General features: G+C 65.7%; 21 protein-coding genes. 10 read left to right on the top strand and 11 right to left on the bottom strand.

Annotated features, from left to right (window positions below; translation table 11 throughout):
* Positions 1-12 precede the first annotated feature (12 nt).
* The 8 genes from Q0L89_RS06335 to Q0L89_RS06300 form a co-directional block, all read right to left on the bottom strand.
* Entirely contained in the window at positions 13-159 is a 147-nt protein-coding gene (locus tag Q0L89_RS06335; RefSeq protein WP_296763305.1) for a hypothetical protein, read from the bottom strand.
* Positions 156-704 (bottom strand): DUF1643 domain-containing protein, encoded by a 549-nt coding sequence (locus Q0L89_RS06330; RefSeq protein ID WP_296763304.1) that lies wholly within the window; start codon positions 702-704, stop codon positions 156-158. Before Q0L89_RS06330 ends, Q0L89_RS06335 begins: the two co-directional genes overlap by 4 nt.
* A 46-nt stretch (positions 705-750) precedes the next feature.
* Positions 751-1,659: a tRNA pseudouridine(55) synthase TruB gene (gene truB / locus Q0L89_RS06325; RefSeq protein WP_296763303.1), complete on the bottom strand. Its 909-nt coding sequence runs from the start codon at positions 1,657-1,659 to the stop codon at positions 751-753.
* Between the two features lie 90 nt (positions 1,660-1,749).
* On the bottom strand, positions 1,750-3,084 hold the full coding sequence (locus Q0L89_RS06320) for an FAD-binding oxidoreductase (protein ID WP_296763302.1): 1,335 nt from the start codon (positions 3,082-3,084) through the stop codon (positions 1,750-1,752).
* A complete protein-coding gene (locus Q0L89_RS06315) occupies positions 3,081-3,899 on the bottom strand; it encodes an ABC transporter permease (RefSeq protein WP_296763301.1) in 819 nt (272 codons plus the stop codon). The genes Q0L89_RS06320 and Q0L89_RS06315 overlap by 4 nt, the downstream gene beginning before the upstream one ends.
* Entirely contained in the window at positions 3,896-4,786 is an 891-nt protein-coding gene (locus Q0L89_RS06310) for an ABC transporter permease subunit (RefSeq protein WP_296763353.1), read from the bottom strand. The genes Q0L89_RS06315 and Q0L89_RS06310 overlap by 4 nt, the downstream gene beginning before the upstream one ends.
* Positions 4,787-4,788: 2 nt before the next feature.
* Entirely contained in the window at positions 4,789-5,913 is a 1,125-nt protein-coding gene (locus tag Q0L89_RS06305; RefSeq protein WP_296763300.1) for an ABC transporter ATP-binding protein, read from the bottom strand.
* Between the two features lie 67 nt (positions 5,914-5,980).
* Entirely contained in the window at positions 5,981-7,066 is a 1,086-nt protein-coding gene (locus Q0L89_RS06300) for a polyamine ABC transporter substrate-binding protein (protein WP_296763299.1), read from the bottom strand.
* A 149-nt stretch (positions 7,067-7,215) separates the two neighbouring features.
* On the opposite strand from Q0L89_RS06300, the gene Q0L89_RS06295 reads away from it, so the two are divergent.
* The 3 genes from Q0L89_RS06295 (at position 7,216) to Q0L89_RS06285 (ending at position 10,526) form a co-directional block, all read left to right on the top strand.
* A complete protein-coding gene (locus tag Q0L89_RS06295) occupies positions 7,216-7,908 on the top strand; it encodes a GntR family transcriptional regulator (protein ID WP_296763352.1) in 693 nt (230 codons plus the stop codon).
* Positions 7,909-8,009: 101 nt separating this feature from the next.
* On the top strand, positions 8,010-9,407 hold the full coding sequence (locus tag Q0L89_RS06290) for an aspartate aminotransferase family protein (protein ID WP_296763298.1): 1,398 nt from the start codon (positions 8,010-8,012) through the stop codon (positions 9,405-9,407).
* 36 nt (positions 9,408-9,443) lie between these two features.
* On the top strand, positions 9,444-10,526 hold the full coding sequence (locus Q0L89_RS06285) for an SMP-30/gluconolactonase/LRE family protein (protein WP_296763297.1): 1,083 nt from the start codon (positions 9,444-9,446) through the stop codon (positions 10,524-10,526).
* 85 nt (positions 10,527-10,611) lie between these two features.
* Here the strand turns inward: Q0L89_RS06285 and Q0L89_RS06280 are convergent, their stop codons facing one another.
* The 3 genes from Q0L89_RS06280 to Q0L89_RS06270 are packed head-to-tail and all read right to left on the bottom strand — an operon-like array spanning position 10,612 to position 13,625.
* Positions 10,612-11,271, bottom strand: coding sequence for a GntR family transcriptional regulator (locus tag Q0L89_RS06280; protein ID WP_296763296.1), 660 nt, complete (start codon positions 11,269-11,271; stop codon positions 10,612-10,614).
* Positions 11,264-12,433: an acetylornithine deacetylase gene (gene argE, locus Q0L89_RS06275; protein ID WP_296763295.1), complete on the bottom strand. Its 1,170-nt coding sequence runs from the start codon at positions 12,431-12,433 to the stop codon at positions 11,264-11,266. Before argE ends, Q0L89_RS06280 begins: the two co-directional genes overlap by 8 nt.
* 7 nt (positions 12,434-12,440) lie before the next feature.
* Positions 12,441-13,625: a M24 family metallopeptidase gene (locus tag Q0L89_RS06270; protein ID WP_296763294.1), complete on the bottom strand. Its 1,185-nt coding sequence runs from the start codon at positions 13,623-13,625 to the stop codon at positions 12,441-12,443.
* Positions 13,626-13,810: 185 nt separating this feature from the next.
* On the opposite strand from Q0L89_RS06270, the gene eutB reads away from it, so the two are divergent.
* From eutB to Q0L89_RS06235, 7 genes are all read left to right on the top strand, one after another.
* Positions 13,811-14,821, top strand: coding sequence for a hydroxyectoine utilization dehydratase EutB (gene eutB / locus Q0L89_RS06265; RefSeq protein ID WP_296763293.1), 1,011 nt, complete (start codon positions 13,811-13,813; stop codon positions 14,819-14,821).
* A complete protein-coding gene (locus tag Q0L89_RS06260) occupies positions 14,811-15,803 on the top strand; it encodes a cyclodeaminase (RefSeq protein WP_296763292.1) in 993 nt (330 codons plus the stop codon). The genes eutB and Q0L89_RS06260 overlap by 11 nt, the downstream gene beginning before the upstream one ends.
* Before the next feature lie 5 nt (positions 15,804-15,808).
* Positions 15,809-16,297, top strand: coding sequence for an Lrp/AsnC family transcriptional regulator (locus tag Q0L89_RS06255; protein WP_296763351.1), 489 nt, complete (start codon positions 15,809-15,811; stop codon positions 16,295-16,297).
* 126 nt (positions 16,298-16,423) lie between these two features.
* Entirely contained in the window at positions 16,424-17,911 is a 1,488-nt protein-coding gene (locus Q0L89_RS06250; protein ID WP_296763291.1) for an NAD-dependent succinate-semialdehyde dehydrogenase, read from the top strand.
* Positions 17,912-17,990: 79 nt separating this feature from the next.
* Complete coding sequence (locus Q0L89_RS06245) at positions 17,991-19,361, top strand: aspartate aminotransferase family protein (RefSeq protein WP_296763290.1); 1,371 nt, start codon at positions 17,991-17,993, stop codon at positions 19,359-19,361.
* Positions 19,362-19,603: 242 nt separating this feature from the next.
* On the top strand, positions 19,604-20,704 hold the full coding sequence (locus tag Q0L89_RS06240; protein ID WP_296763289.1) for an ABC transporter ATP-binding protein: 1,101 nt from the start codon (positions 19,604-19,606) through the stop codon (positions 20,702-20,704).
* Positions 20,705-20,795: 91 nt separating this feature from the next.
* The gene (locus tag Q0L89_RS06235) at positions 20,796-21,905 is read left to right on the top strand and encodes an extracellular solute-binding protein (RefSeq protein ID WP_296763288.1); all 1,110 of its coding nucleotides are present in this window, start codon (positions 20,796-20,798) and stop codon (positions 21,903-21,905) included.
* The last annotated feature ends 114 nt before the right edge of the window (positions 21,906-22,019 follow it).

The raw sequence follows: 22,019 nt of genomic DNA, 5'->3' as shown, positions 1-22,019 counted from the left end.
GGGTGGCCTGAGTCAAAGCCGATCAAACCGGTTGGTTAACCCCCGTGGCGCGACGGGCGCGTCATTGCGCCGCTTGCCCTCGTGCGTCAGCCGCATGATGGCCTGCCGGTCGGTCTGCGCCCCGGTCTGCCGGGTGTTGTCACGGTCCTGTTCGCTCATGGGCGGGGCTCCTGCTGCCGGGGCGCGGCGCCGGCCGGGGCGGGCCATGGCTCGGGCTGGCGGCTGTAGGCGATGTAAAGCGGGTGGCGCGGGTGGCCATCCTTTGTCAGGCCAAGGTGATAGACCGGGTATCCGGTGCCGTGCAGCAGCCGCGCCACCGCCGGGCCGCGGCCCAGATGCGCCCCGTGCGCACCCCAGGCGGCGATGATCCGGTCGGCCCAGTCGCAGCTTTCGACGATGGCCGCGTCGTTGTCGCGGCCGACGGGGTCGGCGGCGGCGCGCATCGCGCGCGGGTCGGTGTCGCGCCAGGCGAAGATGTTGCAGACCCGGAACGCGCCGAAGCCCAGCGTGCGCGCCCGCCGCTCGCAGCGCTCGACGGTGGGGTCGTTCTGCACCTCGGTCGCGGTCGAGGGGTTGAGCATCACGAACAGCGCCTTGCGCCCGCCCGCGTTCCACACGCGGGTCAGCAGGTAGCGATAGCGTTCGCAATCCGAATAGACGGCGGTCGAGGCGGCATCGCCCTTGAGGTGCTCGCGCGTGATCATGGCCCGTGTTCTGCCCCCGCCCCGCGCGCGATGCAAGCGATGCGCGTCACTGGTGCCGGAACACCCGGTGCGGGTGCAACTCGCCGCCCAGCAGGCGGCCGACGGCCACGGCGCGGCCATCCAGCGCCGCCCAGCATTCGTCGCCATAGGCGATGTCGCTGGCGATGACCGGGGCGGGGTTGCCGTTGCGCAGGCGTGCGGCGCTCTCGAGCGGGCAGACGACGCGTGGCAGATCGGCGAGGCCCTCCTCAAGCGGGCGCAGGTGCGCGTCCAGCTCGGGCGTGCGGGCGAGCGCCTCGATGCGTTCCAGGCTCAGCCCGTCTTTGGCGTCGAACGGCCCCGACCATGTGCGGCGCAGGCTGGCGACATGGCCATGACACCCCAGTACCTCGCCCAGATCACGCGCGATGGCGCGCACATAGCCGCCCTTGCCGCAGGTCATTTCCAGCGTCACATGGTCGGCATCGGGGCGATCCACCATCACCAGTTCCTCGACCCATAGCGGCCGTGCGGCGATCTCGACATCCTCGCCGGCGCGCGACAGCTTGTAGGCGCGCTGTCCGTCGATCTTGACCGCCGAGTATTTCGGCGGCACCTGCATGATCTCGCCCACGAAGCCGTGCAGCGCCTCCTTGATCTGGGCGTCATCGGGGCGGTCGGGCGCGGTGGCGATGACCTTGCCCTCGGTGTCGTCGGTATTGGTCGCCTGTCCAAGCCGTACGGTGAATCTGTACGCTTTCAGCGCGTCGGTGATGTAGGGCACGGTTTTCGTCGCCTCGCCCAGGGCGATGGCCAGCACCCCGGTCGCCTCGGGGTCCAGCGTGCCGGCATGGCCCGCCTTGTTGGCGTCAAGCGCCCAGCGAACCTTGCCGACCACGGCGGTCGACGTAACGCCGGCGGGTTTGTCCACCACCAGCCAGCCGGAAATGTCGCGGCGCTTGCGTTTGCGTGCCATGTCGTGCCGATCCCCGTGGATATCGTGAAAGGCGCCGGGTAGCCCAAGGCCCGGCGGCTGTCAATTTGTCCCGGTACCGGGGATGGGCGCTTACAGGTCGGCCAGCGCCGCGGCGCCATAGGCGGGCCACAGCAGTGCCCGCCGCAGGCGTCCGGGCGGAAACCGGCGCGGGGCCGCGCGCATCACCTGCGGATAAGGCAGGCGGGGCGGCCGGTCCAGCGCCAGGTCGGCCAGCAATGCGCCGGCATAGGTGCCCATGGCCACCCCGTTGCCATGATAGGCAAAGCCGGCGAAGGCGCCGGGCAACCCCGGCACCGGCCCGCAATAGGGCACCGCGCCGGCGGTAAAGCAGACCATGCCCGACCAGTCGTGCGGGGTTTCGACATGCGCCCAGGCGGGGAACATCGTCTCGAAGTGCCGCCGCGCGGCGCGGGCCATGCGCGCATCGGCGCGCGGCCCGCTGACCAGCCCGCCCCGCATCCCGAACAGGAACCGGTTGTCGGGCATCAGGCGGAAATAGTGCAGCAGTTGCCGCGTGTCATAGGCCATCTGGCGGCTGGTCCAGCCCGCTGCGTCGCGCTCGGCCTCGCTGAGCGGGCGGGTGACCAGCACGTTGGATTGCGCCGGCAGGTAGCGCCCGGCCATCCAGCCCGGCACATCTTCGGAGGAATAGCCATTGGTGGCGACGATCAGCCGCTTCGCCGTGATCCGGGCATCGGGCGTGGTCAGGCGGATGCCGCCGGCCTGGGCGGTGACGTCCGTGACCGGGCTTTGGCCGTGCACGCGGGCGCCGGCGGCCTCGGCCGCGGCCAGAAGCCCGGCCAGGTACTTGCGCGGGTTCAGGCCGAACCCCACGGGGATCGTGAGTGCGCCGTGAAACGGCCCGGCCATGCCGTGCGCGGGCAGGTCCGCGCGTTCCAGCACGTCGGGGGTGACACCGTAGTCGCGCGCCACGCGCGGCGCTTCGGCCCGCAGATGGCGCATGTGGCGGGCGGTGTGGGCTACAATCGTCTCACCCTGCGAATGGGTGTCGGCCGCGATCGCGTGCCGCGCTATCAGGTCACCGGCCAGCGCGACGGCGTCCGCCTCGGCCCGGCGCCATTCGCGGCGGGCGTCCTCGCCGTGACGGCGCCGCAGCGCGTCGTCCCCCAGCTTGGCACCGCCGAGGCAGCAAAACCCGCCATTGCGCCCCGAGGCGCCCCAGCCGGGATGCGCGGCCTCCAGAAGCAGCACGTCGGCGCCGGCTTCGGCCAGGTGCAGTGCCGCCGACAGCCCGGTGAAGCCACCGCCAACGATGGCCACATCGGCGGCAAGCGTGCCTTCGGCGCGCGATCGGCGCAGCGCGGCGTCGGGCACGGTGGCGGCCCAATAGCACCCCTCGATCGGCGCCGGGCCGTAGGCATGGGCGGGGAATATCCGCTTCATGTGGTGCGCGCGGCGGCCTGTTCGTCGCGTTGCTGGGCCAGGCTGGCGCGTTTGGAGATCAGCGAAGCGATAATCACGCCCACGGTGACGATGGCGATCATGATCGTCGACAGCGCGTTGATTTCGGGGCTGACGCCCAGCCGGATCGACGAGAATATCTTGATCGGCAGCGTGGTCGAGGACGGCCCTGCCGCGAAGGACGCGATCACCAGATCGTCAAGCGACAGCGTGAAGGCCAGCAACCACCCCGAGATCACCGCCGGCGCGATGATCGGCAGGGTGACAAGGCGGAACGCCTCGAAAGGCGAGCAGCCAAGATCCAGTGCCGCCTCTTCCAGCGAGCGGTCGAAGCTGACCAGCCGCGATGACACCACGACCGAGACGAAGCACATGGAAAATGTCGCATGTGCCAGAACGATGGTCAGCACGCCGCGATCCAGCCCGATGCCGATGAACAACAGCAACAGCGACAGGCCGGTGATGACATCGGGCATCACCAGCGGTGCATAGATCATCCCCGAAAACAGCGTGCGGCCGGGAAAGCGCCCCGCGCGCACCAGCACATGTGCGGCCATGGTGCCCAGCACCGTTGCGACGGTCGATGACAGCAGGGCCACCTGGATGGTCACCCAGGCTGCATCCAGGAACGCTTCGTTGTGCAGCAACTCGCCATACCACTTGGTGGAAAAGCCTGCCCAGACAGTGACCAGTTTCGATTCGTTGAAGCTGAAGACGATAAGGATCAGCATCGGGATATACAGAAACGCGAACCCAAGCGTCAGCGAGGTGGCATTGAACCACGAAAAGCGCCTCATTGCCCGGCCTCCTGTTGTTTTTGCTGATTTCGCTGGAACAGAATGATCGGAATGATCAGGATCAGCAGCAGGACCACCGCCACCGCGCTGGCCACCGGCCAGTCGCGGTTGTTGAAGAATTCCTCCCACAGCACCTTGCCGATCATCAGCGTGCGCGACCCGCCCAGCAACGATGGAATGACGAACTCGCCAATGGTGGGAATGAAGACCAGGAAAGACCCCGCGATGATACCGCTGCGCGACAGCGGCACGGTAATCAGCCAGAACGCCGAGATACGCGAACAGCCCAGATCCTCGGCCGCTTCCAGCAACGATTCGTCAAGTTTCTCGAGCGTCGCGTAGATGGGCAGGATCATGAACGGCATGTAGGTATAGACGATGCCGATATAGACCGCGACAGGCGTGTTGAGGATCGTCAGCGGTGTGTCGATCACTCCTATCCACAGCAATAGCTGGTTGAGATAGCCCTCGTTCGCCAGGATACCCATCCACGAATAGACCCGGATCAGGAAGCTGGTCCAGAACGGCAGGATCACCAGCATCATCAGTGTCGCGCGCCATTCCGGCGCCGCCTGCGCCATGCCGTAGGCGATGGGATAGCCCAGCAGCAATGTCAGCAGCGTCGCGATCGCCGCGATCTGAAGCGATGACAGATAGGCTTTCCAATACAGATCGTCCGTGGTGAGGAAGGTGAAATTCTCGAAATCGAGCTTCGACAGGAAAGTGGTGATCCCGCGCCACCCTTCGGAAATTTCCAGCGTCGGCGTGTAGGGCGGGATCGCCAGCGCGATGTCGGACAGGCTGATCTTGAGCACGATCAGGAACGGCACCAGGAACAGCAGCAGCAGCCACAGATAGGGCGGCACCATGATGAGCAGGCGGCGGATGTTCATCGCTCAAGCACCACCGCGCCGGTCTTGGTCCAGCTCAGCCAGACCTCATCTTCCCATGTCAGGGCGCGGCGCGACAGGCGACGGGTATTGGCCGTTTGCGCCTTGATCATCTGGCCGCCGGGCAATTCCACGTGGTAGGTACTCAGGTTGCCCAGATAGGCGATGTCGATGATTCTGCCCTGAATGGCATTGTCGGCCTCGGCGGGTTTCTCGGCCGAGATGCCGATCTTTTCGGGCCGGATCGCAAGGTAGCATTTCTGCCCCTTCGACAGCGCCTTGTCGGTCCTGGCATGAAACGGCGGCTGGCCTTCGGCCCAGGCGATATCATAGCCGTCGCCCGAGGGGGTGGCGGCGCCTTCGAAGATGTTCACGTCACCGATGAAATCGGCGACATACACGGTTTCGGGCACTTCGTAGATCTCGGCCGGGGTGGCGACCTGCACGATGCGACCATCTTCCATCACCGCCACGCGGGAGGCGACGGTCATCGCCTCTTCCTGGTCGTGGGTGACGATCACGAAGGTGGTGCCGGTCTTTTCCTGGATGTCCATCAGCTCGAACTGGGTGTCCTGGCGCAGCTTTGCGTCGAGCGCGCCCATGGGTTCGTCCAGCAACAGCAGCTTGGGTGCCTTGGCCAGGCTGCGCGCCAGTGCCACGCGCTGGCGCTGGCCGCCCGATATCTGGTGTGGCTTGCGACGGGCGAACTTTTCGAGCCGGGTCAGGCGCAGCATTTCGTCGACCCGCGCGTCGATCTCGGGTTTGGGCATCCTGGCGCGGCGCAGGCCGAACGCGATGTTGTCCCACACGCTCAGGTGCGGGAACAGCGCGTAGCTCTGGAACATCATGTTGACCGCGCGCTTGTTGGGCGGCACATGCGCCATGTCCTGGCCATCAAGCAGGATCTGCCCCTCGCTCGGCGCCTCGAACCCGGCCAGCATGCGCATCATCGTTGTCTTGCCGCATCCCGACGGCCCCAGCAGGGCAAAGAATTCCTGCGCATAGATGTCCTGGGTCAGGTCGTCGATCGCGGTGAAGGCGCCGAACCGCTTGGTCACGCCCTGGAAGCGGATCAGCGGCTTTTCAGCCGGGTCGGACCATGGGGCGAATTCGCTTTGAGCCATGTTGTCACCTGCTGTGATAGGTAAGGCCCGCGCACCGCAATGCGCGGGCCTGTCATATGCCGGCCGTTCAGGTGCCCGACTTGATCCTGGTCCACAGGCGGGTCACCACCCGCTGCACCTTGGCGCCATAGGGCGTGGTGGTGAACAGCTTTTCCATGGTTTCCTGGTTGGGGTAGATCGCCGGATCGTTGATCACGTCGTCCAGCAGGTATTCCTGCGCCGCCTTGTTGCCGTTGGCGAAATAGACGTAGTTCGACGCGGCGGCCATGTTCTTGGCATCGAGGATGAAGTTGAGGAACTTGTGCGCCCCGTCGGGGTTCGGCGCGTCGACCGGGATCGCCATCATGTCGAACCACATCTGCGCGCCTTCCTTGGGCGCGTTGTAGGCGATCTCGACGTTGTTGTCGGCCTCGGCGGCGCGGTCGCGTGCCTGCAGCACGTCACCCGACCAGCCGACCGCCACGCAGATGTCGCCATTGGCCAGCGCGTTGATGTATTCCGAGCTGTGGAACTTCTGGATGTAGGGGCGGATCGCGCCGAACACTTCGCCGGCCTTCTCGATGACCTCCGGGTCGTGGCTGTTGGGATCCTCACCGATATAGTTCAGCGCCGCCGGGATCATCTCGGCCGGGGCGTCGAGGAAATGCACGCCGCAATCGGCCAGCTTTTCCATGTACTCGGGGTTGAAGATCAGTTCCAGCGAATCGATCGGCGCGTCCTCGCCCAGCCGCTTGGTCACCTCGCCGACATTCACGCCGATCCCGGTTGTGCCCCACATGTAGGTGATCGCGTATTCGTGGCCGGGGTCGTATTGCGCGGTCCGTTCGCGGACCATGTCCCACATGTTGTCGAGGTTGGGCAGCTTCGATTTGTCGAGCTTCTGGAACGCGCCGGCACTGATCTGGCGCTGCAGGAAGGTGCCCGAGGGCACGACGACGTCATAGCCCGATCCTCCGGCCAGCATCTTGGTTTCCAGCAGTTCGTTGCTGTCGAACACGTCATAGATCAGGTCGATGCCGGTCTCTTCCTCGAACTTGGTCAGCAGGTCCTCGTCGATATAGTCGGACCAGTTGTAGACGCGCACTTCCTCGGCGGCGGCGGCCCCGGCGACCAGCGCCAGCGTCGCCGTCATCGTCATCAGGTGGTTTCTCATAATGTCTCTCCTGTTGGTTTCGGGTCTTCGGTGCCCTGTGATAATTTGATCAAGTTTTGCCGCGAATGGCAATATGGTAATGTTTTCACGGTGCCGATAAACTGGCAAGGGACAGTGGCGACCGAGAGCCGCGAAGGGGCGATATGATGATGGACGGTGCACGAAAAAAGGGCGATTGGGCGGATCGGGGCGGTCGCGTGCCCGCGCACGAACAGGTCTACAGGAAATTGCGCGCGCTGATCCTGTTCGGAGAAATCGCGCCGGGAGAGGCGGTGACGATCCAGGGGCTGACGGGGCGGCTCGATGCCGGCATGACCCCGGTGCGCGAGGCGATTCGGCGCCTTATCAGCGAGGGCGCGCTGCAGTTCCAGGGCAATCGCCGGGTCATCGTGCCGCAGCTCATGGATGCCAACATATCGGAAATAATATATGCACGTCAGTGGCTTGAATCCCACCTTGCCTTGCGTGCAACGCAACGTGCGACCCCCGGCGACCACCGCCGCCTGACCTTGATGGACGACGCTGTGGATCGCGCGATTACCCAGGGGAACCTGCGCAATTACCTCGAGATGAATTATCGCTTTCACGCCGGGATCTACGATCTGGCCGAGGCGCCGATCCTGGCCGAGATCGCCGACGGTCTGTGGTTGCGATTCGGCCCATCGCTACGGGTGATGATCGGGCGCGTCGGCACCCAGAACCAGCCCGACAAGCACAAGGCGGTTCTGGACTGCATGCGCACCGGGGATGCCGAGGGCGCCGCCCGCGCCATTCGTGAGGATATGTTGCAGGGTATGGAACAGGTGCGCCGCATCTTCTCGGATGCCGGCGCGGATCACTGATTCGATTGACAGCAAGAAATTTGATCATATTCTGTCGGAAAGCACGCGTCGACGTTTGCGCCGCGCCGCATGACCCGCCCTGAATCCCGGAGATACCTGCAATGCCCATGATCACCAACCACATGCCCACCAACGAGCTTCAGGCGCTGGACGCGGCGCATCACATGCACCCGTTCTCGAATCAGCAAGAGCTTGCCGCCAAGGGTGCGCGCGTCATCACGCGGGCCGATGGCGTCTGGATCACCGACAACGAGGGCAACGACTTCCTCGATGCGATGGCCGGGCTGTGGTGCGTCAACATCGGCTATGGCCGCGATGAACTGGCCGACGTTGCGGCGCGCCAGATGCGCGAATTGCCCTACTACAACACCTTTTTCCAGACTACTCATGTGCCTGCCATCGCGCTGGCCGACAAGCTGGCAGAACTGGCGCCGGGCGACCTGAACCACGTCTTTTTCGCCGGCTCCGGGTCGGAGGCGAACGATACCAACATCCGCATGGTGCGCACCTACTGGGCGCAGAAGGGCAAGCCGGAAAAGCAGGTCATCATCAGCCGCAAGAACGCCTATCACGGCTCGTCGGTGGGCAGCGCGTCCCTGGGCGGGATGAGCGGCATGCACGCGCAGGGCGGCTTGCCGATCCCGGATATTCACCACATCGACCAGCCCGACTGGTGGGCCGAGGGCGGCGACATGCCGCGCGAGGAATTTGGCCTGGAACGCGCCCGGCAACTGGAGCGCGCGATCGAGGAACTCGGCGAGGACCGCGTCGCCGCCTTCATCGCCGAGCCGGTGCAGGGCGCCGGCGGTGTCATCGTGCCGCCCGACAGCTACTGGCCCGAAATCCAGCGTATCTGTGACAAATACGACATCCTGCTGATCGCCGACGAGGTGATCTGCGGCTTCGGGCGCACCGGCAACTGGTTCGGCAGCCAGACGGTGGGCTGGCAGCCCGACATCATGACCATCGCCAAGGGGTTGAGCAGTGGCTACCAGCCCATCGGCGGCTCGATCGTCAGTGACGAGGTCGCCGCAGTGCTGGGCGCGTGCGAATTCAACCACGGCTACACCTATTCCGCCCACCCGGTGGCGGCGGCGGTGGCGCTGGAAAACATGCGCATCCTCGAAGAGGAAAACATCGTCGGCCACGTCCGCGACGACATCGGCCCCTACCTGAAGGAAAAGTGGGAATCGCTGGCCGAGCATCCGCTGGTGGGCGAGGCGCGCATTGTCGGCATGATGGGCTCGGTCGCGATGACCCCGGACAAGGCCAGCCGCGCCACGTTCGGCGCCGATGCCGGTACCGCCGGGTATATCTGTCGCGAGCGGTGCTTTGCCAACGGGCTGGTGATGCGCCACGTGGGCGACCGGATGATCATCAGCCCGCCGCTGGTGTTGACGCGGTCCGAGGCCGATACCCTGGTCGAGCGCGCCACCAAATCCCTTGACGAGGCGCATGCCCGCCTCAAGGGTGAAGGCCTGATGGTGGCCGCAGCCTGACCGGAGTGGCGCGGGGCCCCGGCAAGGGAGCAAGCGATGCGCGTCATTCTCAAGGTGCTGGCAGCGGTGATCGTGCTGCTGCTGGCTTATCTGGCCTTCTGGCCCGTCGCGGTGAAACCGGTGGCGTGGAACGCGCCGGAGAACCCCGGATACACAGGTGATTACGCGCCCAACGACCGACTGGCGGCGTTGCAATTCACCGATATCGGCGATCATATCGGCCCGGAGGATGCCGATATCGGCCCCGATGGCATGGTCTACATGGCAACCCATACCGGCGACATCCTGCGCGCCGGGGTGGGCGGCGCCAAGGCCGAGGTTTTCGCCAATACCGATGGTCGGCCGCTGGGGTTGGAATTCGGGCCCGACGGCACGCTTTACGTGGCCGACGCCTATCGCGGGCTGATTGCGGTGGCGCGCGACGGGACGGTGCGCCTGCTGGCCGATGTCACCGAGGGCGGCAGCCCGATCCGTTACGCCGACGATGTCGATGTCGCCCCGGATGGGCGGATCTATTTCTCGGATGCTTCGACGCGGTTCGGCGCGCGCGAGGTGGGCAGCACGCTGACCGCCTCGGTTCTGGACCTGGTCGAGCATTCCGCCAATGGCCGGGTGCTGGTTCATGACCCGGAAACCGGCACCACCCGTGTGTTTGCCGATGGGCTGACCTTTGCCAACGGCGTTGCGGTCAGCCCCGATGGCACGGCGTTGATGGTCGTGGAAACCGGCGAATACCGGGTGCTGCGCTATGACCTGGGCGCGCCGGATTCCGAACCCGACGTGTTGCTGACCAACACCCCCGGCTTTCCCGACAACATAAACAACGCCCCCGATGGCAATTACTGGGTGGGGCTGGTCAGCCCACGCAACCCGGTGATGGACAAGCTGGCCAACAAGCCGCAATTGCGCCGGGTAATCATGCGCCTGCCCGATACGATGAAACCCGCGCCGACGCGGCACGGTTTCGTGTTGCGCATGGCCGCCGATGGCACGGTGCTGGAAACCCTGCAAGACCCGGCCGGTGACTACGCGCTGACCACCGGCGCGGTCACGGCGCCGGATGGCACGGTGATAGTCACCTCGTTGTCGGAGCCGCGGTTGGGATACCTGCGGCGGTGAGCGGTGCCGCGCGGGGCGGCTATCTTGAGTATTTATGGAAAGATGAAGACCTGCCCGGGTCGTGCTGGCAGCGTTGCGGGCGTGGTCAGGCCCTGAGCCGGGCCTCGCACATCGAGATATGCGCCTGCCGGATCAGCGCCGCCGCCAGCAGGTCGTGGCCATCGACCGCCGCGGCGGTCTGTTCCAGTTCGGTGAGGAAAATCCGTACCTCGTCGCCGAGGTCCAGCCGCGAGATGGATTTCAGCCAGATCCGCGCGGTGCGGTAGTAGAGCCGCTCGGAGGCCTCGCGAAGCGCCTCGTTCTCGGTCAGGGCGGCACCGAAATGGAAGAAATCCATGTTGAGCCGGGCGAATTCCCGCGGGTCGGGTGTGCGCGCCAGGGCCCGCCCGCGGGCGACGAAGCGGTGTGCCCGGGCGATGATATCCGGCGTCACCGCGACCGGCGACAAGCGCCCGGCCAGCCCGGCGAGTTCGCGGCGCAGTTCGTAAGTGCGGCCCATCTCGGCCAGGTCGACATCGGTCACGATGGTGCCGACGCCATGCTGGGTCTGGATTAGGCCTTCGTCTTCCAGCCGGGCCAGCGCCCGGCGCAGCGGTGTGCGCGAGGTGCCGAACTCGGCCGCCAGCGGTTCTTCGGACAGGCGCGTTCCCGGCGGGTAATCCAGCAGGCAGATGCGCGAGCGCAAGATGTCGTGCAGCCGCTGGAGCCGGGCGCGCGCATCCTCGCCGGGGTTGCCCTCAGACACGGGCATCCACCCTTTCGCCCAGCCGTTCCAGCATGTCGAGGCAGCTATCAAGCTGCTCCATCGCGAGGAACTCGTCGGCCTTGTGAGCCTGTTCGATGCTGCCGGGGCCGCACAGCACCGCCGACATCCCCATGCGCTGGAACAGGCCCGCCTCGGTGCCGAAGGCCGCCACCTCGGCGCCGTTGGCGCCGGTGAGTTCCGCCACCAGCCGGCGCGCCGCGTTGTCTTCCATCGGCTCCAGGCCCGGTACCTCGCCCACCACATAGGTGGTGATCGCGGCATCGGGATAGGTCGTTTGCATCTGCGGGAGCAGGATGTCGTTGCAATAGTTGGCGATCTTGGCCTTTACGAACTCGGCGTCGCTGTCCTGCACCGGGCGCATTTCCCAATCCACCTCGGCGTGGTTGGCGATGACGTTGTGCGCCACGCCGCCGGCCAGCCGACCGATATTGATGGTGGTCCAGGGAGGCTCGAACAGCCCGCCCACCGGCGCGCGGTGCTTGAGTGCGGCGCTCAGTTCGAGCAACCGGGTGACGTAGGCCACCGCGTATTCCACCGCGTTCACGCCCCGGTCGGGGGCCGAGCCGTGCCCCTCCAGGCCGTGGAAATGGGTGGAGTATTCGCAACAGCCCTTGTGCCCCTCGACGATCTGCATGGCGGTCGGCTCGCCGATGATCGCCATGGCGGGGTTCAAATCGCGCTTTTGCAATTCGGCCACCAGATCCTGCGCGCCGACGCAACCCACTTCCTCGTCATGGGTGAAGGCGAAATGGATCGGCCGGCGCAGGTCGCGTGCGGCATAGTCGGGTGCCACCGCCAGCGCCGCGGCGAGGAATCCCTTCATGTCGCAGGTGCCGCGCCCGTAAAGAAGCCCGTCGCGTTCGACCATGCGAAAGGGGTCGGAACTCCAGGTCTGGTCCGCCACCGGCACCACGTCGGAATGGCCCGACAGCACGATGCCGCCGTCGCGTTCGGGGCCGATGGTGGCAAAGAGGTTCGCCTTGGTGCCGCTCTGGTCATGAAAGATCTCGACATGCGCGCCCACGTCGTAAAGCCGGTTGGCCATGTGGATGATCATCTCGAGGTTGCTATCCGCCGAGATGGTCGGATAGCCGATCAGATCCTCCAGGATCCGGGTCGCGTCGGGCAAGCGGCTGCTCATCGGAGGGTCAGTCCTTTACAAACATCTTCCGGGGCCGGTTACAGAAGGTTTCGGCAGGGCCGTCCGGGGTAATGAGAATCGATTCCGTGATCTCGAGCCCCCACGCCTGCGACCAGAGGCCGGGCATGAAGTGAAAGGTCATGCCCGGTTGCAGCACGGTTTCGTCCTCGGTTCGCAGGCTGACCGTGCGTTCGCCCCAGTCAGGCGGGTAGCTCAGGCCAATGGGATAGCCGCATCGTGCGCCCCGTTCAATGCCCGCGCGTTCCAGCGGTGCCGCCAGGGCGTGCGCGATGTCGCAGGCCCGGTTGCCGGCGCGCGCGGCGTCGAGCCCGGCTTCCAGCCCCTCGACCAGCGCCGCCTCGGCGCGTTTCATCTCGTCGGGCGGGGTGCCCAGGTAGACGGTGCGACAAAACGGCGTGTGATAACGCCGGTAGACGCCGGCCAGTTCGAAGAAGGTGCACTGATCGTTCTGCAACTCGGCGCCGTCCCAGGTGATGTGTGGCGCCGAGGCGTCGGCGCCCGAGGGGCACATCGGCACGATGGCGGGGTAGTCGCCCCAGTTTCCGTCGGTACCGAGGATCGCGTCGCGGTAGATCTCGGCCACCAGTTCGTTCTTGCGCAGGCCGGGGCGGGCGCGCTCGATGGCGCCGTCGATCATCTTCTCGGCGATGCGCGCCGCCTTGCGCATGAAGGCGATTTCCTCGTCCGATTTCATCCCGCGCTGCCAGTTCACCAGCGCCGTGGCGTCGGCGATGTGGGCCTTGGGCATTTCCTCAAGCAGGGTGATGTAGGCCTTGGCGGAGAAGTAATAGTTCTCCATTTCCACGCCGATGCGCGCGCTTTCCAGTCCCATGTCCTTGAGCAGGCCAGCCAGGTGCTGCATCGGGTGGCGCTCTGTCGATTGCACGTACTGGTCGCCGTAGGGGCGCAGGCTGTCCTCGGGCAGCCACGCGGTGCGCCGGGCGCCGTTGGCGTCCATGTTGCGGCCCCACCACACCGGCGCGCCCTCGTGGGTGAGGATCACGCCCTGGTGCACGTAGAATGACCAGCCGTCATAGCCTGTCAGCCAGGCCATGTTCGACGGGTCTTCGACGAACAGGGCATCGAGGCCCGCGCGCGCCATCGCGGCGCGGGCAAGGGCGATTCGCCGGTCGTATTCGGCAGCGGAGAAGGGAACACTTGGCGCTGTCATGGGGTATCCTTCGCAATACGGAGACCCCCCCAGCCTTGGCAAAATGTACACAACTGCGCAGTTCCAAAAACGAACCCGAAAGGTCGCTTTTGGAAAATAATGTAAAATCTTGGTGATACAGAATTCGGCATGGCGCGGCCCGTCAGGGTTGTGCACAACACGCCGTTTTCCGCCCCGAGGTTTTCATGCACCTGACGCTGGCCGACATCCATGCTGCCGCCAACCGGATACGCGGGCTTGCCGATGCCACGCCGCTGGTGCCCTCGGCGGCACTGTCGCGGCTGGCGGGCGCCGAGGGGCTGATGAAGCTGGAAATCGCGCAGCCTACTGGCGCCTTCAAGCTGCGCGGCGCGCTCAACGCCGTGGCGGTGCTGGGTGACGTGGCCGGTGTTACTTGTTGTTCCACCGGCAACCACGGCCGTGCGGTGGCCTTTGCTGCGCGGGCGCGGGGCTTGCGCGCGGTGATCTGCATGTCGCGGCTGGTACCGCAGGCCAAGATCGACGGTATCCGCGCGCTGGGCGCCGAGGTGTGCATCACCGGCGACAGCCAGGACGACGCGCAAACCGAGGCCGACCGGCTGGAGGCCGAGGAGGGGTTGGCGCAGATCCCGCCCTTCGACGACCCGGCGGTGGTGGCCGGGCAGGGGACCGTCGGGTTGGAGATGATGGCCGCCCGCCCGGACATCGCCACGCTGCTGGTGCCGCTGTCAGGCGGCGGGCTGGCCGCCGGCGTGGCGCTGGCGGCCAAGACGATCAAGCCATCGGTGCGCGTCGTCGGCATCAGCATGGACCGTGGCGCGGCGATGTTTGAGAGCCTGCGCGCGGGTCACCCCGTTTCCGTGGTCGAAGTGCCCAGCCTGGCGGATTCGCTGGGCGGCGGCATCGGCCTGTCGAACCGCCTGACCTTTGCGATGTGCCGCGATCTGCTGGACGACGTGGTGCTGGTGACCGAGGCCGAGATCTACCGCGCCATGCAGGCGCTTTACTACGAGGATCGCATCGTTGCCGAAGGCGCCTGCGTGGTCGGGCTGGCGGCGCTGGAGGCGGGCAGGCTGGACGGTCGGTTGCCCGCCGGACCGGTCGCCACCATCATCACCGGGCGCAACCCCGACATGGGGCTGTTCACGCGGGTCATGACGGGGCAGGATGTCACCCTGGGAGACGTGACGGTTGAGGGACAGCGCCATGACGCATGAGATCCGCATCGTGACCGAGGCCGAGCTGCGCGAGATCGCGCAGCTCGACATCGCGCTTGTCGACGTGATCGAGCGCGCCTTTGTTGCGCTGGCGGGCGGCGAGGTGGTGATGCCGCCGGTGCTGTCGATGGCACTGGAGGCGGTCAACGGCGAGGTGGACGTGAAAACCGCCTACATCCCTGGCATGAGCGGTTTCGCGATCAAGGTCAGCCCCGGTTTCTTCGACAATCCCAAGCTGGGCCTGCCGTCGCTCAACGGGCTGATGATCCTGTTCTCGGCGCAGACCGGGATGGTCGAGGCGCTTTATCTCGACAACGGTTACCTGACCGATTTGCGCACCGCTGCCGCCGGCGCGGTGGCGGCGCGGCACCTGGCGCCTGATACCGTGAGCACCGCGGGCGTCATCGGCACCGGCGTGCAGGCGCGGTTGCAGATGCGGGCGGCGCACCTGGTGCGCCCGTTCGACGAGGTGCTGGTCTGGGGCCGCGACACGCAGAAGGCGGCCGCCTGTGCCGCTGACCTGAAGGCGGCGCTGGGGGTGCGCGCGGGCGTGACCAGCGACCCCGCCGACCTGGTCGCGCAAAGCCAGCTTGTGGTGACCACCACCCCGGCGCGGGAACCCGTGCTGCGCGGTGACATGCTGCACCCGGGCCTGCACGTCACCGCGATGGGGTCCGACCAGTCCGGCAAGACCGAGATCGACCCCGCGGCGCTGGCGGCGGCCGATCTTTATGTCGCCGATCGCGTCAGCCAGGCCGAGGTGATGGGCGAGCTGCGCGGCGCCATCGAGGCGGGCGTGTGGACGCGCGGCATTCCCGCCGAACTGGGCCAGGTGATCACCGGCGCCGCGCCGGGGCGGTTCAGCCCCGACGACATCACCATCTGCGACCTTACCGGTACCGGCGCGCAGGACACCGCCATTGCCAGCCACGTCTTTGCCGCCGTGAGCGCGGCTGGCGCCGGCCAGGTGATCGAGGCATGAACGGCATGCTCAGGCTTGATGCGCGCGACATGGCGATCCTGCGGGTGCTGTCGTCCGAGGGGCGGATCACCAAGGCCGAACTTGCTGCGCGCGTCGGCCTGTCGGCCAGCCCCGCGTGGGAGCGGCTGAAGCGGCTGGAAAAGGCCGGGATCATCGAAGGCTACAGCGCCCGGATTTCCCTGCGCGAACTGGGCGCGCATGTCGCCGTTTTCGTCGCGGCCGAGCTCGAGGGCCACACCGCGGCGCACTTCCAGACCTTCGAGCGCGCCGTGCGGGACCGCGACGAGATTACCGGCTGCTGGTCGCTGGGCGGGGGGTTCGACTATCTGTTCCACGTTGTCACCCGTGACATCGACGAATACCAGCGGCTGATCGATTCGCTGCTGGAGGCGCGGGTCGGCCTGGCGCGCTATTACACCTACATCGTCACCAAGACGGTGAAGGAAGGCGCGACACCCCCGGTCGAGATGCTGGCGGGGCTACAGAAGAATTGACTGCCGGTGCCATGCCCGGCAGCAGATTAGCCTGCGCCGGCACTGAAATTCAGCCCCGTTGACGGGCCGATTCGGGGCATCCTGCCGGGCAGCGATACATATCATCCAATTTTGCAGGAGGCTTCCATGACGCAGTCGCAACTCGCGGCCCAGTCGCCGCTGAGCGATCTCGACGACCCCCGCCTTGTGCGGTCGTTTTCATATATCGGCGGCAAGTGGTGCAGCGCCGGCGACGGTGCCACGCTTCCGGTGTACAACCCCGCCGACGGTGCCACGCTGGGCGAGGTAGCCAGCCTGTCGGCCGACGACAGCGCCGCCGCCGTCGATGCCGCGCAGGCCGCGTTCGAGGACTGGTCGATGACCCTGCCGCAGGCGCGCTCGGTCATCCTGCGCCGGTGGTTCGATTTGATGATGGAGCACCGCGAAGACCTGGCGCGCATCATGGTGCTGGAACAGGGCAAGCCGATCAGCGAGGCGCGCGGCGAGATCGACTACGCCGCCAGCTTCATCGAGTACTACGCCGAGGAAACCAAGCGCCCCAACATCGAGGGGGTTACCAGCCACCTGCCCGATGCCGAGGTCGAGCTGTGGCTCGAACCGGTGGGCGTGGCGGCGCTGATCACGCCGTGGAACTTTCCCGCCGCGATGCTGACCCGCAAGGCCGGCGCGGCGCTGGGGGCGGGCTGCACGGTGGTCGCGCACCCTTCGGGCGAGACGCCGTTCTCGGCGCTGGCGCTGGCCGAACTGGCTGAGCGCGCGGGGCTGCCGCCGGGGGTGTTCAACGTGGTGACCGGGCGCGCCTCGACGGTGGTCGAGCCGTGGACGCGCGATGCGCGCGTGCGGGCGCTGTCGTTCACCGGCTCGACCGATATCGGCCGGCTGCTTTACCGGCAGTCGGCAGACACGGTGAAACGGCTGGTGCTGGAACTGGGCGGGCACGCGCCGGTGATCGTGTTCAAGGGCGCCGACCTTGACCTGGCGGTGGAGGAGGCGATCAAGGCCAAGTTCGCCACCTCGGGGCAGGACTGCCTGGGTGCCAACCGCATCTATGTCGAGCGTCCGATTTATGACGAATTCTGCGAGCGGTTCACCAGGGCCACGAAGGCGCTGACCGTTGGCTTCGGCATGGACGACCCCGATATCGGCCCGCTGATGAATGAAAAAGCCGTTCAGAAACAGGAAGAGCACGTCGCCGACGCGCTGAAGCACGGCGCGCGGCTGACCTGCGGTGGTGCGCGGGCCGACAAGCTGGGTCGGCTGTTCTATCAACCCACGGTGCTGGTCGACGTGCCCGACAACGCCGCCATCATGTGTGAGGAAACCTTCGGACCGGTCGCGCCGATCGCGCCCTTCGACAGCGAGAAAGAGGTCGTCGCCAAGGCGAATGCTACCGAGTACGGGCTGGTCGCCTACCTGCACAGCCACGACCCGCGCCGCATCTACCGCGTCACGCGGGCGCTGCAATTCGGCATGGTGGCGGTCAACCGCACCAAGGTCACGGGCGCGCCGATCCCCTTCGGCGGGGTCAAGCAATCGGGTCAGGGCCGCGAAGGCGCGAGGAAGGGCATGGAAGAGTTCATGGAGATCAAGTACGTCTGCCGCGACTGGGCGTGAGATGGCCAGAATCCTGAAAAGATTCTGGTCCTGAATTCTTTGAAAATTCAGGGCCTCGGAACAAACGAAAGGAACGACGATGTTACGCAACGACCAATTGGACAAATGGGATCGTGAAAACTTTTTCCATCCCTCGACGCACCTGGCGCAATTCGCGCGCGGCGAGGCGCCCAACCGGGTAATCCGCACCGGCAGCGGCTGCCATATCGAGGACCGCGACGGCACCCGGCTGCTGGACGCCTTTGCCGGGCTCTACTGCGTCAACGTGGGCTATGGCCGCCAGGAGATCGCCGAGGCGATCGCGGAGCAGGCGCGCGAACTGGCCTATTACCACGCCTATGTCGGCCACGGCACCGAGGCCAGCATCACCCTGGCCAAGATGATCCTCGACCGTTCGCCCGAGGGCATGTCGAAGGTCTATTTCGGGCAGTCGGGGTCTGACGCCAACGAAACCAACATCAAGCTGGTCTGGTATTACAACAACATCCTCGGCCGGCCCGAGAAGAAGAAGATCATCTCGCGCTGGCGCGGCTATCATGGTTCGGGGCTGATGACCGGGTCGCTGACCGGGCTGGAGCTGTTCCACAAGAAGTTCGACCTGCCGCTGGCTCAGGTCATTCATACCGACGCGCCCTACTACTATCGCCGTCCCGCCGACGACATGAGCGAGGCCCAGTTCACCGCCTACCTGGCCGCGGAACTGGAGGCGCTGATCGAGCGCGAGGGCCCCGACACCATCGCCGCTTTCATCGGCGAGCCGGTACTGGGCACCGGGGGCATCGTGCCGCCGCCCGAGGGCTACTGGGAGGCAATCCAGAAAGTGCTGGACAAGCACGACATCCTGCTCATCGCCGACGAGGTGGTGACCGGGTTCGGCCGGCTGGGCACGATGTTCGGGTCGGATCACTATGGCATCAAGCCCGACCTGATCACCATCGCCAAGGGGCTGACCTCGGCCTATGCGCCGCTGTCGGGCTCGATCGTGGGCGACAAGATGTGGAAGGTGCTTGAGCAGGGCACCGACGAGAACGGCCCGATCGGACACGGCTGGACCTATTCGGCGCACCCGATCGGGGCGGCGGCCGGCATCGCCAACCTGGAACTGATCGACAAGCTGGACATGGTGACCAGCGCCGGCGAGGTGGGGGCGCATTTCAACGCCGCGATGCGCGACGCGCTTGGCGATCATCCCAATGTCGGCGATATCCGTGGCGAGGGCATGCTGTGCGCGGTGGAGTTCGCGAAGGACCGCGACACGCGCACCCTTTTCGATGCTGCCGACAAGGTCGGCCCGCAGGTGGCCGCGGCGCTGCTGGGGCACGGCGTGATTGGCCGGGCCATGCCGCAGGGCGATATCCTTGGCTTCGCGCCGCCCTTCTGCCTGACCCGCGAAGAGGCCGAGGAGGTTGCCGCCAAGACCGCCAAGGCGGTGGCCGAGGTGCTGGGCTGATACCATCCGCACCGTCAGCCCGGGGTATTTCCGGGCTGACGGTTGCCGGGGTGAAGGCAGATTTCCTTTTTTTGCCTGTTTGACGGTCAGCGCGGCTTGCTGATGTCGCAAACTGACCAAAAATGTCGCAAGCCTGTTGCAACGATGCCTGTGACGCGCTTTAGTTCAAATCTGCCGGCGTCCAGCGCCGTAATGATAAACGACAAGCGGCATCAGCCGCGCACGATAGACGGGGAGTCACATTGTCCGGAAACAGTAGCACAGACGCATTCGTCGCGTTCGAGCACGTCCAGAAAAGCTATGATGGCGTGCAGTTGGTGGTCAAGGATCTCAATCTCGCGGTACCACGGGGCGAGTTCCTGACGATGCTCGGGCCTTCGGGGTCTGGCAAGACCACTTGCCTGATGATGCTGGCGGGGTTCGAGACGGCCACCCACGGCGAGATCAAGCTCGACGGCAAGCCGATCAACAATATCCCGCCGCACAAGCGCGGCATCGGCATGGTGTTTCAGAACTACGCGCTTTTCCCGCACATGACCATCGCCGAGAATCTGTCCTTTCCGCTGGAAGTGCGCAAGATCGGCAAGTCCGAGCGCGAGGAAAAGGTCAAGCGCGCTTTGGACATGGTTCAGATGGGCGATTTCGGCAACCGTCGTCCGGCGCAGTTGTCGGGTGGCCAGCAGCAGCGCGTCGCGCTGGCCCGGGCGCTGGTGTTCGAGCCCGAGCTGGTGCTGATGGACGAACCGCTGGGCGCGCTCGACAAGCAGTTGCGCGAGCACATGCAGTTCGAGATCACCAACCTTGCGCACGAGCTGGGCATCACCACCGTTTACGTCACCCACGACCAGACCGAGGCGCTGACGATGTCCGACCGGATCGCGGTATTCGACGACGGCCGTATCCAGCAGCTCGCCACCCCCGACAAGCTGTACGAACAACCCGAAAACAGCTTCGTCGCGCAGTTCATCGGCGAGAACAACACTTTCGAGGGCACGGTCAAGGAAATCAGCAACGGTCAGGCGATTGTCGAACTGGACGACGGCGAGGTGATCGACTGCACCCCCGTCAACGTGTCCAAGCCCGGCGAACGCACGCTGATCTCGATCCGCCCGGAGCGGGTGGAAATCGACAAGAGCCGCCTCAAGGAAGGTGTGCACACGCTCAAGGCCGAGGTGCTGGAATTCATCTACATGGGCGATATCTTCCGCACGCGACTGCGCGTCGCCGGGCAGGACGATTTCATCATCAAAACCCGGAACGCCCCGGATCAGGTGCGCCTGAAGCCGGGACAGCAGATCGAGATCGGCTGGCTTCCAGAGGATTGTCGCGCGCTGGATGCCTGACGGCGTCGGGCGTGCGACCAGCCCCCCCTCTTCCAGCCCGTGGATGGGTGGGCATCAAAGAACGGGCCTATAAAACAAGGAGAGTATCCGTATGAAACTCATGAAAACAATTATCGGCACGACCGCCCTGACGGTCGCTGGTGTGGCGGCCCATGCCGACAGCCACAACATGGCCGACAGCATGACCGTCGTGTCCTGGGGCGGCGCCTACCAGAACAGCCAGGTGCAAGCCTATATCGAGCCCTACAAGGAAATGAACCCGGGGCTTGAAGTCATCACCGACGAAAGCTCGGGCGAGGCCGTGACCAAGCTGCGTGCGATGTCCGAAGCGGGCAACGTGACATGGGATCTGGTCGACGTCACCGCCGCCGACGGCATGCGCCTGTGCGACGAAGGCCTGGCCATGGAAATCGACCATGACGAGATGCTGGCGCCGGCGCCTGATGGCACCCCGGCCACCGAGGACTTCGGCGGCTCGATCGTCAGCGATTGCTTCATCCCGCAGATCGTGTTCTCGACAACCTTCGGCTATCGCACCGACATGGTCGATCAGAAGCCCGAAAGCGTCTGCGCGGTTTTCGACACCGAAACCTACCCGGGCCAGCGCGCGCTTGAAAAGCGCCCGATCGGCAACATGGAATGGGCTCTGATCTGCGACGGTGTGGCCATCGACGACGTCTATGACACGCTGGAAACCGAAGAAGGCGTCGAGCGTGCCTTTGCCAAGCTCGATACCATCAAGGATCAGACGGTCTGGTGGTCTGCCGGTGCGGAAACCCCGCAGTTGCTGGCCGATGGCGAAGTCGTGATGGGTTCCACCTATAACGGGCGTCTGTTCTCGGCCATCGCCGAGCAGGATCAGCCGATCGGCATGCTGTGGGATTGGCAGATGTTCGACCTCGACGGTTGGATCATCCCCGCTGACCTGCCGGCGGATCGCCTGGCCCGTGTGAAGGATTTCGTCCGTTTCGCGACCGACACGCAGCGCCTGGCAGATCAGGCTGCCTACATCTCCTATGGTCCGGCGCGCGCCTCTTCGGCTCCGCTGGTGGGCGAGCACGCTGAGCTTGGCATCGAGATGGCGCCGCATATGCCGACCGATCCGGCCAACGCCGAGAACACCTTCCTGTTCAACTACAACTGGTGGGCCAGCTACCGTGACGACCTGGACAGCCAGTTCCAGGCATGGCTGCTCGAGTAATCGGCCAACAATCCGGCGGGCGGGCCATCGGCCCCCCGCCACCCCTTGCGTCTTTGCCGATCTGCCCCGGGGCGGGCAGCTTCGCCAAGACCAACGAATAACGGATCCGACAAA

Source organism: Sediminimonas sp., from assembly GCF_024637375.1.
Classification (GTDB): domain Bacteria; phylum Pseudomonadota; class Alphaproteobacteria; order Rhodobacterales; family Rhodobacteraceae; genus Sediminimonas.
The sequence above is the reverse complement of the archived record's forward strand: the minus strand, read 5'-3'. Positions and strand labels throughout refer to the sequence as shown.